Raw genomic sequence first — 12,702 nt, 5'->3', positions numbered from 1 at the left:
GCAAGGCCTTCTCCGGGAGAAGGCCTTGAACTCTGAATCGCACTTAACCCGCAACTGCAATACGTTTCATATCCGTCATGTAGCCGCGCAGTTTCTTACCTACCTGCTCAATCGCATGGCTGCGAATCGCTTCATTCACATCACGCAGCTGCGCGTTGTCTACCGCACCTTCCGGAATAGCTTTACCCAAATCGCCCGGTTGCAGCTCTGCCATAAACGGTTTCAGCAACGGCACACAAGCGTAAGAGAACAGATAGTTACCGTACTCGGCGGTATCAGAGATAACTACGTTCATTTCGTACAGACGCTTACGGGCGATGGTGTTGGCAATCAGTGGAAGCTCGTGCAGTGATTCATAGTAAGCAGACTCTTCGATGATGCCGGAATCAACCATGGTTTCAAACGCCAGCTCAACGCCCGCTTTTACCATCGCGATCATCAGTACGCCTTTATCGAAGTACTCCTGCTCGCCGATTTTGCCTTCATACTGCGGCGCGGTTTCGAACGCGGTTTTGCCGGTCTCTTCACGCCAGGTCAGCAGTTTCTTATCGTCGTTGGCCCAGTCTGCCATCATGCCGGAGGAGAATTCGCCGGAGATGATATCGTCCATATGTTTCTGGAACAGCGGTGCCATGATCTCTTTCAATTGCTCAGAGAGCGCGTAAGCACGCAGTTTCGCCGGGTTAGAGAGACGGTCCATCATCAGGGTGATGCCGCCCTGTTTCAGTGCTTCGGTGATGGTTTCCCAACCGAACTGAATCAGTTTTTCTGCGTATGCCGGATCGGTGCCTTCTTCCACCAGTTTGTCGAAGCACAGCAGAGAGCCAGCCTGCAACATACCGCACAGGATGGTTTGCTCGCCCATCAGGTCAGATTTCACTTCCGCAACGAAAGAGGATTCCAGCACGCCCGCACGATGACCACCGGTTGCCGCCGCCCACGCTTTAGCGATCGCCATGCCTTCGCCTTTCGGATCGTTTTCCGGGTGAACGGCAATCAGCGTCGGTACGCCGAATCCACGTTTGTACTCTTCACGCACTTCGGTGCCAGGGCATTTCGGCGCAACCATTACTACGGTGATGTCTTTACGGATCTGCTCGCCTACTTCCACGATGTTGAAACCATGCGAGTAACCCAGCGCCGCGCCGTCTTTCATCAGTGGCTGTACGGTGCGCACTACATCAGAGTGCTGCTTGTCCGGCGTCAGGTTAACCACCAGATCCGCCTGCGGGATCAGTTCTTCGTAAGTACCCACTTTAAAACCGTTTTCGGTCGCTTTACGCCAGGATGCGCGCTTTTCGGCAATCGCTTCTTTACGCAGAGCGTAGGAAATATCCAGACCAGAATCACGCATGTTCAGGCCCTGGTTCAGACCCTGTGCGCCACAGCCGACGATGACTACTTTTTTACCCTGAAGGTAGCTCGCGCCATCGGCGAATTCATCGCGCCCCATAAAGCGACATTTGCCCAGCTGTGCCAGCTGCTGGCGCAGATTCAGTGTATTGAAGTAGTTAGCCATGGTGATTCCTCATGATGTTGTGCTTCTTATTGTTCGGTTCGCGTTTGCGAGATTGAATTCACTATATGACAGGAAATTTATTGCGGAAATTGATATATTCACAACGTCACATTGCAATTTTTGCAACGTCAACATTGAGGGCTGCGCCATTGAATTTACGCGATCTGAAAACCTTCCTGCATCTGGCGGAAAGCCGCCATTTTGGCCGTAGCGCGCGGGCAATGCACGTTAGCCCGTCTACGCTTTCGCGACAAATACAGCGCCTGGAAGAAGATCTCGGTCAGCCGCTGTTTGTGCGTGATAACCGCACGGTAACGCTGACGGAAGCGGGCGAAGAACTGCGCGTTTTCGCCCAGCAAACGCTGTTGCAATATCAGCAATTGCGCCACACCATCGACCAGCAAGGGCCGTCGCTCTCTGGTGAATTACATATCTTCTGCTCGGTGACCGCTGCCTACAGCCATCTTCCACCGATTCTCGACCGCTTCCGCGCGGAACATCCGTCAGTGGAGATCAAACTCACTACCGGTGATGCGGCCGATGCGATGGAAAAGGTGGTCACTGGCGAAGCGGATCTGGCGATTGCCGGGAAACCGGAAACCTTGCCGGGCGCAGTGGCGTTTTCGATGCTGGAGAATCTGGCGGTGGTGCTGATTGCTCCCGCGCTGCCCTGCCCGGTGCGTAATCAGGTATCTGTCGAAAAGCCCGACTGGTCTACAGTGCCGTTTATCATGGCCGATCAGGGACCGGTACGCCGCCGCATTGAACTGTGGTTTCGGCGTAACAAAATCAGCAACCCAATGATTTACGCCACGGTTGGCGGGCATGAAGCGATGGTATCGATGGTGGCGCTCGGCTGTGGCGTGGCGCTGTTGCCGGAAGTGGTGCTGGATAACAGCCCGGAACCGGTGCGTAACCGCGTGATGATTTTAGAGCGCAGTGATGAAAAAACGCCGTTTGAGCTGGGCGTGTGTGCGCAAAAAAAGCGGCTGCATGAGCCGCTGATTGAGGCATTCTGGAAGATTTTGCCGAACCACTAACCCGCCAAAAAGAACCTGAACGCCGGGTTATTGGTTTCGTCGTGGCAATCGTAGCCCAGTTCATTCAGCCGGGTTTCAAAATCCGGTTCATGATCGCCAAGCTCGAACGCCGCCAGTACGCGCCCGTAGTCGGTACCGTGGCTGCGATAATGGAACAGCGAGATGTTCCAGTGCGTACCCAGCGTGTTGAGGAAACGCAGCAGCGCGCCCGGTGATTCCGGGAATTCGAAGCTGTAGAGGCGTTCCTGCAACGGATGCGATGGACGCCCGCCAACCATATAGCGCACATGTAGCTTCGCCATTTCGTCGTCGGAGAGATCAACCACGCTGTAGCCACCGTCGTTGAGCATCTGCAAAATTTCTTTGCGCTCTTCGAGACCGCGGCTCAGGCGCACGCCGACAAAAATGCAGGCGTTTTTGGCATCAGCAAAGCGGTAGTTGAACTCGGTGACCGAGCGCCCACCAAGTAACTGGCAGAATTTGAGGAAACTGCCCTTTTCTTCCGGAATGGTCACCGCCAGTAACGCTTCACGCTGTTCGCCCAGTTCGCAGCGTTCCGAGACGTAGCGCAGACCGTGAAAGTTCACGTTAGCACCGGAAAGAATATGCGCCAGCCGTTCACCGCGAATGTTGTTCTGAGCGATGTATTTTTTCATCCCCGCCAGCGCCAGCGCGCCGGAGGGTTCCGCCACTGCGCGCACATCTTCGAACAGGTCTTTCATCGCCGCACAGATGGCATCGCTATCGACGGTGATGATGTCGTCAAGATACTCCTGGCATAAACGGAAGGTTTCATCGCCGATGCGTTTTACCGCTACGCCTTCAGCAAACAGCCCCACGCGGGGCAGATCAACGGGATGACCTGCATCAAGTGCCGCTTTCAGGCAGGCGGAATCTTCCGCTTCCACGGCGATCACTTTGATTTGCGGCATCAATTGTTTGATCAGTACCGCGACGCCCGCCGCCAGACCGCCGCCGCCGACCGGTACAAATACGCGGTCGAGATGGGCGTCCTGCTGGAGCAGTTCCAGCGCCAGCGTGCCTTGCCCGGCGATCACCATCGGATGGTCGAACGGCGGTACCCAGGTGAAACCCTGCTGCTGTGACAGTTCGATCGCTTTCGCTTTCGCTTCATCGAAATTTGCGCCGTGAAGCAGCACTTCGCCGCCAAAGCCGCGCACCGCATCAACTTTGATATCGGCGGTGGCGGTTGGCATGACGATCAGCGCCTTCACGCCTAACCGTGCGGAAGAAAACGCGACACCCTGCGCGTGGTTACCTGCAGAAGCGGTAATCACGCCGTGCGCTTTTTGTTCTTCCGTCAGGCCCGCCATCATGGCGTATGCGCCGCGCAACTTAAAGCTATGAACTGGCTGGCGATCTTCGCGCTTCACCAGAATCACGTTATCGAGACGCGACGACAGTTTTTCCATTTTCTGTAGCGGCGTGACCTGCGCCGCTTCGTAGACCGGCGCGCGCAGTACCGCTCTTAAATATTCGGCACCTTCCGGGGTACCGGACAGGGGTTGCGAGTCAGCCATTATTAACCCCCCAGTTTCGATTTATCGCGCACCGCACCTTTGTCGGCGCTGGTTGCCAGGCTGGCGTAGGCGCGCAATGCAAAGGAGACCTGACGTTCGCGATTTTTCGGCGTCCAGGCTTTGTCGCCACGAGCTTCCTGCGCTTCACGACGCGCCGCCAGTTCGGCATCGCTTACCTGTAACTGAATGCCACGATTCGGAATGTCGATAGCGATAAGATCGCCGTCTTCAATCAGACCAATGCTGCCGCCGCTTGCCGCTTCCGGCGAGACGTGGCCGATGGAAAGACCAGAGGTGCCGCCGGAGAAGCGTCCGTCGGTGATCAGCGCGCAGACTTTACCGAGACCCATTGATTTCAGGAAGCTGGTTGGGTAGAGCATTTCCTGCATCCCCGGACCGCCTTTCGGACCTTCGTACCGGATCACCACCACATCGCCAGCGACAACTTTGCCGCCGAGAATCGCTTCTACCGCGTCATCCTGGCTTTCGTACACTTTCGCCGGACCGGTGAATTTGAGGATGCTGTCATCGACGCCCGCGGTTTTAACGATGCAGCCGTTTTCTGCGAAATTACCGTAGAGCACCGCAAGGCCACCGTCTTTGCTGTAGGCGTGTTCCAGCGAGCGGATACAGCCGTTTGCGCGATCGTCATCGAGAGAATCCCAACGGCAATCCTGCGAGAATGCCTGTGTGGTACGAATGCCTGCCGGGCCTGCGCGGAACATATTTTTTACCGCGTCATCCTGGGTCAGCATAACGTCGTATTGTTCCAGCGTTTGCGGCAACGTCAGGCCAAGTACGTTTTTCACATCACGGTTCAGTAACCCCGCGCGATCCAGTTCGCCGAGAATACCGATAACACCACCAGCACGGTGAACATCTTCCATATGGTATTTCTGGGTGCTCGGCGCAACTTTACATAACTGCGGGACTTTACGCGAAAGTTTGTCGATATCACTCATGGTGAAGTCGATTTCCGCTTCCTGCGCCGCCGCCAGCAGGTGAAGTACGGTGTTGGTAGAGCCGCCCATTGCGATATCCAACGTCATGGCGTTTTCAAACGCCGCTTTGCTAGCAATATTGCGCGGCAGTGCACTTTCGTCATTTTGCTCGTAGTAACGTTTGGTCAATTCAACAATGCGTTTACCGGCATTGAGGAACAGCTGCTTACGATCGGCGTGAGTTGCCAGCAGCGAGCCGTTGCCCGGCTGCGACAGGCCCAGCGCTTCGGTCAGGCAGTTCATTGAGTTAGCGGTAAACATCCCGGAGCAGGAGCCGCAGGTCGGACACGCGGAACGTTCAACCTGATCGCTCTGGGAGTCAGAAACTTTCGGGTCTGCGCCCTGGATCATCGCATCAACCAGATCGAGCTTGATGATCTGATCGGACAGTTTGGTTTTCCCGGCCTCCATCGGGCCGCCGGAAACAAAGATCACCGGAATATTCAGGCGCAGGGAAGCCATCAGCATCCCCGGGGTGATTTTGTCGCAGTTAGAGATGCAGACCATGGCGTCGGCGCAGTGAGCGTTGACCATATACTCAACGGAATCAGCGATCAGTTCGCGAGATGGCAGCGAATAAAGCATCCCCCCGTGGCCCATGGCAATCCCATCATCCACCGCAATGGTGTTGAACTCTTTGGCAACGCCGCCAGCCGCTTCAATTTGTTCGGCGACCAGTTTACCGAGATCGCGCAGATGGACGTGACCCGGTACAAATTGGGTGAACGAGTTCACAACCGCGATAATCGGCTTACCGAAATCGGCGTCGGTCATTCCGGTGGCGCGCCACAGCGCACGAGCACCCGCCATATTACGACCATGAGTGGTGGTGGCGGAACGGTACTTAGGCATACTTTATTTACTCCCAGTGTCTGTCTCGTAAATGGGACGGTGCGTGCCGTCCCATTTTTTGTATTTATTGATTAACTTGATCTAACCAGCCCCATTTATCTTCGGTTTCGCCAGTGAAGAGGCCGAAGAAGGCTTGCTGAATGCGTTTGGTAACCGGGCCACAACGGCCTTCACCAACCTGAATACCGTCTACACTTCGCACTGGCGTGATTTCTGCCGCAGTACCGGACATAAACACTTCATCCGCCAGGTACAGTGATTCGCGCGACAGCACCTGCTCACGCACTTCAATTCCCAGCTCTTTCGCCAGTTTGATGATGGCATCACGGGTAATACCCGGCAGCGCGGAGGAGGTGAACGGTGGGGTGAACAGCACACCGTCTTTCACTTCAAACAGGTTTTCGCCTGCGCCTTCAGAGATATAACCATTCACATCCAACGCGATACCTTCCTGATAACCGTGGCGGCGTGCTTCGCTACCCACCAGCAGGGAAGAGAGGTAGTTACCACCGGCTTTCGCCGCGGTTGGGATGGTGTTTGGCGCTGCGCGGTTCCAGGAAGAAACCATCGCATCGATCCCCTGCTCCAGCGCTTCTGCGCCTAGATACGCTCCCCACGGGAAAGCGGCGATAATCACGTCGGTTGAGTATCCCGCTGGCGGGTTTACGCCCATGCCAACATCACCAACGAAGATCAGCGGACGGATATAGGCGCTGGTGAGATTGTTTTTGCGGATCACGTCACGACAAGCTTCCATCAGCTCATCAATGCTCTGCGAAACCGGGAAGCGATAGATTTTGGCGGAGTCATGCAGACGCTGCATATGCTCACGATGGCGGAATACAACCGGTCCTTTGTGCGAGTCGTAGCAACGGATGCCTTCAAAAACCGAGGTGCCATAGTGCAGCGCGTGCGACATCACATGCACCTTCGCGTCTTCCCAGCGAACCATCTCCCCATTGAACCAAATGTAATCAGCTTTCTTCGTGGTCATTTTTATATTCCTTTTGCGCTCAGGCGCGGATTTGTTGTGATGTGGTTGTGCTCTGGCAGATGGCAACGTGTGCGACGTCCACCAGTTTATTTAACTGACTAAACAGTAAGTCGACCGACCGTGGGCTGGCAACGGTCAATTCGATATTTATATTTTGTGCATCGCTGGCGGCGGCCATATTCATTGAGCAGACGTGGAAACCACGATGACGCACCACGCGTAAAACACGTTCTAAGGTTTCCGGATTGAAGCGAGCCGATACATTGACCTGATGTTGCATCATGATAATTTCTCCAACATTTCTGAATTACTGGCACCAGGCGGCACCAGCGGCCAGACGTTCTCAAGTTCGTCGATTGAGACATGAAGCAGGTATGGCCCATCACTGTTCAGCATGGTGTCGAGTGCCGCTTCAACCTGGTCTTTACGGGTGATGTGTTGGCCAGGGATGCCGAAGGCGCTGGCTAACATGAGGAAATCGGGGTTATCGGTAAGGGTGGTTTCGCTGTATCGTTCCTGGAAAAACAGTTGCTGCCATTGTCGAACCATCCCTAACCGTTGGTTATCGAGTAAGACGATTTTCAACGGTAACTGCTTGCGTTTTACGGTGCCCAGCTCTTGCACATTCATCATGAAAGAGCCGTCACCGGAGATACAGACGACGGTATCGTTCGGTCGCGCGACTTGTGCGCCAACCGCCGCAGGTAAACCAAAACCCATGGTGCCTAAGCCGCTGGAGGTGATGAAATTTTCCGGGCGAGTGTGGGCGATGTGCTGGGCAGCCCACATCTGGTGCTGCCCCACATCTGTGGTCACGACGCAATCCGCAGGTTTACGATCCGACAGTTGTTTTAACAACAACGGCGCGTAGATAGCGTCACCGGGATGGTCGTAACGCCAGGTATGTTCATCACGCAGCTGCGCGCAGTATTGCTGCCAGTCATTGATATTTAACGGCTGCTGTAATGCTGGTAACAGAGCATTTAAATCACCCTGTAATGCCACATGTGCCTGACGCAGCTTGTTCATTTCTGCCGGGTCGATATCCATATGGATAACACTGGCGAGTGGTGCGAAGGTGTTCAGTTTGCCGGTCACCCGGTCATCAAAACGTGCACCCACGGCGATCAGCAAGTCGCACTCCTGAACCGCGAAGTTCGCCGCTTTGGTGCCGTGCATTCCCAGCATGCCCAGATAGTACGGATAATCTGCTTCAACTGCGCCCAGCCCTTTCAGCGTGCAGGTGACAGGCATTTTTGTAGCAGCGAGAAATTCACGCAGAGCGGGAACTGCCTGCGCCATGCCCACGCCACCGCCAACGTACAGCATCGGTTTTTGCGCCTTTGCCAGCATCTGGCGCGCTTGCTCGACTTCGGCATGTGGGAAATTCACTTCGTTTTCAACGGTGGTGAACCATGGTTCCAGATCGCCGCTGGCTAACTGGATATCTTTTGGGATATCGACCAGAACCGGACCAGGACGACCTGAGCCGGCAACGTCGAATGCTTCAGCCATGATGCGCGGCAACTCTTCCAGCGACTGCACCAGAAAGCTGTGCTTGGTACAGGCTAATGACAATCCCAGTACATCCACTTCCTGAAATGCGTCAGTGCCGATAAACGGTGCGGATACCTGACCGGTGATAGCAACAACGGGGATGGAATCTAACAGCGCGTCCGCAAGCCCGGTTATCAGGTTGGTTGCACCTGGACCAGACGTGGCGATACATACGCCAGTTTTGCCGGTAGCACGGGCATAACCGATAGCCGCCATTGCTGCACCTTGCTCGTGTCGGCACAGCAAGTGTTCCACGCCACCGTCATACAATGCATCGTAAACCGGCATAATTGCGCCACCCGGATAACCGAAAACGGTGTTCACACCCTGTGCCCGCAACGCATGTACCACCCACTGTGCGCCATTCATAGTTAGTTCCCCGTCCTGAATCTTGAGAAACAGAATTTTGTGCTGTTATTCATTGTCTGCTCCTCAGTTATGTTTTTAAGGTCAAAAAAAACCCCCGGACCTTTCGGTGCGGGGGTCTTAGTTCGTTAAGGCTTGATCTCTAAGCCTTTCCTCGTCCAAGTGCAGCCCCGCACGGTGGGATAATAATCACCACCACGCTAATCACGACCAGGCTAATCACTCGTAGAAGGGCTGTCATTTTGTCTTTTCTTGCATCTTGTTCGAAGGAATGCCTAAAGAGTTACCATAGATTTTGCGAATAGCACAAGATATTTTTTGGCCGATTTTTATGATGTCTTTAATAATTTCAAGAGAAATTGTTGTTTTTTAAAAAGAAAATAGTGAGTGAAAAAAATTCAATTTCAGTATGAATGTTGTTCCCTTCCTCGTAGTTCATCCTTTGCCCGCTGCATTTTTGCGAGCATCATTCCACCGCCAGAACAACTCAACTTCACTTGCACAAATAAACAGGAATCAGCCACTAAAATTCACGAATTAGCGGGCTACAGCAGCGATATCTTATGCACATAATGGTGACTCAAGGAGGGCTTATGTCACTGTCAATTGTTCATACCCGCGCAGCCCTGGGAGTAAATGCGCCCCCAATCACTGTTGAGGTACATATCAGTAAAGGTCTACCCGGCTTAACGATGGTGGGCTTACCAGAAACAACGGTAAAAGAAGCTCGCGATCGCGTGCGCAGCGCCATTATCAATAGCGGATATGAATATCCGGCGAAAAAAATCACCATCAACCTTGCTCCAGCCGATCTGCCAAAAGAAGGGGGACGATATGATTTGCCTATCGCTATTGCGTTGCTGGCGGCCTCAGAACAGCTTACAGCCAATAAGTTAGATGAATATGAATTAGTCGGAGAACTGGCGCTTACAGGCGCTCTGCGTGGCGTTCCCGGCGCAATCTCCAGTGCAACTGAAGCCATTAAGTCGGGCAGAAAAATTATCGTCGCGAAAGATAACGAGGATGAAGTGGGGCTAATTAACGGTGAAGGATGCCTGATAGCCGATCATCTGCAGGCTGTCTGTGCGTTTCTGGAGGGTAAGCACGCTCTCGAACGCCCGAAACCAACTGATGCAGTATCCCGGGCGCTACAACATGATCTCAGTGATGTTGTCGGTCAGGAGCAAGGAAAGCGAGGGCTGGAAATTACCGCCGCTGGCGGGCACAACCTTTTACTGATTGGGCCGCCGGGAACAGGTAAAACAATGCTCGCCAGCCGTATTAATGGCCTGTTGCCAGATTTAAGCAATGAAGAGGCACTGGAGAGCGCTGCGATATTAAGTCTGGTAAATGCTGAATCAGTACAAAAACAATGGCGGCAGCGCCCGTTCCGCTCACCTCATCACAGTGCGTCGTTAACTGCGATGGTGGGCGGTGGTGCAATTCCAGGGCCAGGTGAAATTTCGCTGGCGCATAACGGCGTGCTTTTTCTTGATGAGCTACCTGAATTTGAACGGCGTACACTGGATGCCTTGCGAGAGCCGATTGAATCCGGGCAGATCCATCTTTCACGCACACGAGCAAAAATAACCTATCCAGCCCGTTTCCAGCTTGTCGCGGCGATGAATCCCAGCCCTACCGGACATTATCAGGGAAACCATAACCGCTGCACACCAGAACAGACATTACGTTATCTCAACCGGCTCTCGGGGCCCTTTCTCGACCGCTTCGATCTCTCACTGGAGATCCCATTACCGCCCCCCGGCATTTTGAGTAAAACGGTAGTGCCGGGAGAAAGCAGCACCACCGTTAAACAACGTGTAATGGCCGCCAGAGAGCGCCAATTTAAGCGGCAGAATAAGTTGAACGCCTGGCTGGATAGTCCGGAAATACGCCAATTCTGCAAGCTTGAGAGCGAAGATGCGCAGTGGCTGGAAGAAACGCTGATCCATCTGGGGTTATCGATTCGTGCCTGGCAGCGGTTATTGAAAGTTGCACGAACAATTGCTGATATTGATCAGTCTGACATTATCACACGTCAGCATTTGCAGGAGGCAGTTAGCTATCGTGCGATTGACCGTTTGCTCATCCATCTGCAAAAACTACTGACATAAAAAAAAGGGCATTTCGCCCTTTTTATTAATCGTCAGAATCGGTGTAGTCTTCAGCACCTTCAACCTGCGGTTTGCCGCCGGAAAGGGTGTGAAAACGTTTTGGACGCTTGATACGCGTCATATACTTGGACCACACGCGTTCTGCTTCTGTCACTGGCTCACGTTCGCCACGGCATACTGCTACGAAGAGTTTCTCTTCCTCGGTAACCGGCTCGCGTTTGCCAAGATCCAACTCATTGAAGGCATAACCATGACGCTCAAGCAGTTGTGCCTCTTTGATGGTGAAGTCACCATGACGAGAGAATCCACGTGGATAATGTTTATTGTCGAAATATCGATTAGTCGTCGTAAAGCTTTCCGCCATCCTGCACGCTCCTAATTCTTTGACCGAGCTAGTTATGGCGCGGAGTATTAGTTACGCTTGACAGAGTGTAAAACAAAACATTTAAATCATAACGACAAATAATTTTGCGGAGAGCACTGTGGATACGGAATTGTTAAAAACTTTCCTGGAAGTTAGCCGAACGCGTCACTTTGGTCGAGCGGCTGAATCGCTCTATCTGACCCAGTCAGCAGTGAGCTTTCGAATCAGACAACTGGAAAATCAACTGGGTGTGAATCTTTTCACCCGCCACAGAAACAATATCCGTTTAACCGCTGCTGGTGAAAAACTACTGCCTTATGCAGAAACGCTCATGAGCACCTGGCAGGCCGCCCGTAAGGAGGTGGCGCATACCTCACGACATAACGAGTTTTCTATCGGTGCCAGCGCCTCGTTGTGGGAATGTATGCTTAATCAGTGGCTGGGACGCTTGTATAAAAATCAGGATGCCCATACAGGCTTACAGTTCGAAGCGCGAATTGCCCAACGGCAGTCTCTGGTAAAACAGCTGCATGAACGCCAGCTTGATCTTCTTATTACTACTGAAGCGCCCAAAATGGACGAATTTAGCAGTCAGTTGCTCGGGTATTTCACTTTAGCGCTTTATACCAGTGCCCCTTCCAAACTAAAGGGAGATCTTAACTATCTGCGACTGGAATGGGGGCCAGATTTTCAACAGCATGAGGCAGGTTTGATCGGTGCTGACGAAGTTCCCATTCTGACAACCAGTTCTGCTGAACTGGCACAGCAACAGATTGCGACGCTTAATGGTTGCACCTGGCTACCCGTCAGTTGGGCGCGTAAAAAGGGCGGCCTGCATACCGTTGTCGATAGCACAACACTTTCACGGCCGCTTTATGCCATATGGCTGCAAAATAGCGATAAAAATGCGTTGATTCGCGATCTATTGAAAATTAACGTGCTGGATGAAGTGTATTAATCTGAATGGCTGGCAAGGATGCCGGTAGAAGGATTTACTTCGGAGAGGTTATTTCAGATAAAAAAAATCCTTAGCTTTCGCTAAGGATGATTTCTGGCAGGGGCGGAGAGACTCGAACTCCCAACACCCGGTTTTGGAGACCGGTGCTCTACCAATTGAACTACGCCCCTAATTAGGGTGGCGGAACGGACGGGACTCGAACCCGCGACCCCCTGCGTGACAGGCAGGTATTCTAACCGACTGAACTACCGCTCCACCGAATTCTTTTACAACCACCGGTTTTATGACCGGCTAACTGCTTAATTTGATGCCTGGCAGTTCCCTACTCTCGCATGGGGAGACCCCACACTACCATCGGCGCTACGGCGTTTCACTTCTGAGTTCGGCATGGGGTCA

At 53.2% G+C, this 12,702-nt stretch carries 12 protein-coding genes and 2 tRNA genes; 3 read left to right on the top strand and 11 right to left on the bottom strand.

All coding sequences use genetic code 11. The features are described 5' to 3' along the window. Positions 1–43: 43 nt before the first annotated feature. Complete coding sequence (gene ilvC / locus G434_RS09385; RefSeq protein WP_000024951.1) at positions 44–1,519, bottom strand: ketol-acid reductoisomerase; 1,476 nt, start codon at positions 1,517–1,519, stop codon at positions 44–46. A gap of 149 nt (positions 1,520–1,668) precedes the next feature. On the opposite strand from ilvC, the gene ilvY reads away from it, so the two are divergent. Beyond that, complete coding sequence (ilvY, locus tag G434_RS09390; protein ID WP_001053418.1) at positions 1,669–2,559, top strand: HTH-type transcriptional activator IlvY; 891 nt, start codon at positions 1,669–1,671, stop codon at positions 2,557–2,559. Here ilvY and ilvA read toward each other — a convergent pair. The 7 genes from ilvA to ilvL form a co-directional block, all read right to left on the bottom strand. After that, the gene (gene ilvA / locus G434_RS09395) at positions 2,556–4,100 is read right to left on the bottom strand and encodes a threonine ammonia-lyase, biosynthetic (protein WP_000785615.1); all 1,545 of its coding nucleotides are present in this window, start codon (positions 4,098–4,100) and stop codon (positions 2,556–2,558) included. The genes ilvY and ilvA overlap by 4 nt on opposite strands. Positions 4,101–4,102: 2 nt before the next feature. Beyond that, complete coding sequence (gene ilvD, locus G434_RS09400; protein WP_001127397.1) at positions 4,103–5,953, bottom strand: dihydroxy-acid dehydratase; 1,851 nt, start codon at positions 5,951–5,953, stop codon at positions 4,103–4,105. A 64-nt stretch (positions 5,954–6,017) separates the two neighbouring features. Next, positions 6,018–6,947 (bottom strand): branched-chain-amino-acid transaminase, encoded by a 930-nt coding sequence (gene ilvE / locus G434_RS09405; RefSeq protein ID WP_000208520.1) that lies wholly within the window; start codon positions 6,945–6,947, stop codon positions 6,018–6,020. A 19-nt stretch (positions 6,948–6,966) separates the two neighbouring features. Beyond that, on the bottom strand, positions 6,967–7,230 hold the full coding sequence (ilvM, locus tag G434_RS09410; RefSeq protein WP_000983255.1) for an acetolactate synthase 2 small subunit: 264 nt from the start codon (positions 7,228–7,230) through the stop codon (positions 6,967–6,969). Beyond that, positions 7,227–8,873 (bottom strand): acetolactate synthase 2 catalytic subunit, encoded by a 1,647-nt coding sequence (gene ilvG, locus G434_RS09415; protein WP_001012610.1) that lies wholly within the window; start codon positions 8,871–8,873, stop codon positions 7,227–7,229. The genes ilvM and ilvG overlap by 4 nt, the downstream gene beginning before the upstream one ends. Positions 8,874–8,875: 2 nt before the next feature. Beyond that, positions 8,876–8,926, bottom strand: coding sequence for a peptide IlvX (gene ilvX / locus G434_RS29910; RefSeq protein WP_001387183.1), 51 nt, complete (start codon positions 8,924–8,926; stop codon positions 8,876–8,878). Positions 8,927–9,012: 86 nt separating this feature from the next. Then, positions 9,013–9,111 carry an ilv operon leader peptide gene (ilvL, locus tag G434_RS0125645; protein ID WP_001311244.1) on the bottom strand — a complete coding sequence of 33 codons (99 nt, stop codon included), beginning with the start codon at positions 9,109–9,111 and terminating at the stop codon, positions 9,013–9,015. Positions 9,112–9,463: 352 nt separating this feature from the next. On the opposite strand from ilvL, the gene G434_RS09420 reads away from it, so the two are divergent. Then, the gene (locus G434_RS09420; protein ID WP_000058978.1) at positions 9,464–10,984 is read left to right on the top strand and encodes a YifB family Mg chelatase-like AAA ATPase; all 1,521 of its coding nucleotides are present in this window, start codon (positions 9,464–9,466) and stop codon (positions 10,982–10,984) included. A 25-nt stretch (positions 10,985–11,009) separates the two neighbouring features. On the opposite strand, the gene maoP is transcribed toward G434_RS09420, so the two are convergent. Further along, positions 11,010–11,348 carry a macrodomain Ori organization protein MaoP gene (maoP, locus tag G434_RS09425; protein ID WP_000841001.1) on the bottom strand — a complete coding sequence of 113 codons (339 nt, stop codon included), beginning with the start codon at positions 11,346–11,348 and terminating at the stop codon, positions 11,010–11,012. 118 nt (positions 11,349–11,466) lie between these two features. Between maoP and hdfR the strand changes: the two genes are divergently transcribed. Further along, complete coding sequence (gene hdfR, locus G434_RS09430; protein ID WP_000379230.1) at positions 11,467–12,306, top strand: HTH-type transcriptional regulator HdfR; 840 nt, start codon at positions 11,467–11,469, stop codon at positions 12,304–12,306. Positions 12,307–12,400: 94 nt separating this feature from the next. Here hdfR and G434_RS09435 read toward each other — a convergent pair. Then, positions 12,401–12,476: transfer RNA gene (locus G434_RS09435), tRNA-Trp, on the bottom strand. An 8-nt stretch (positions 12,477–12,484) separates the two neighbouring features. After that, positions 12,485–12,561: transfer RNA gene (locus G434_RS09440), tRNA-Asp, on the bottom strand. Positions 12,562–12,702 lie beyond the last annotated feature (141 nt).

Origin of the sequence: Escherichia sp. KTE172, from assembly GCF_000408845.1 — a bacterium.
GTDB classification, from domain to species: Bacteria; Pseudomonadota; Gammaproteobacteria; order Enterobacterales; family Enterobacteriaceae; genus Escherichia; species Escherichia coli.
Note: the sequence above shows the minus strand (reverse complement) of the source record. Positions and strands in the feature narration are given on the sequence as shown.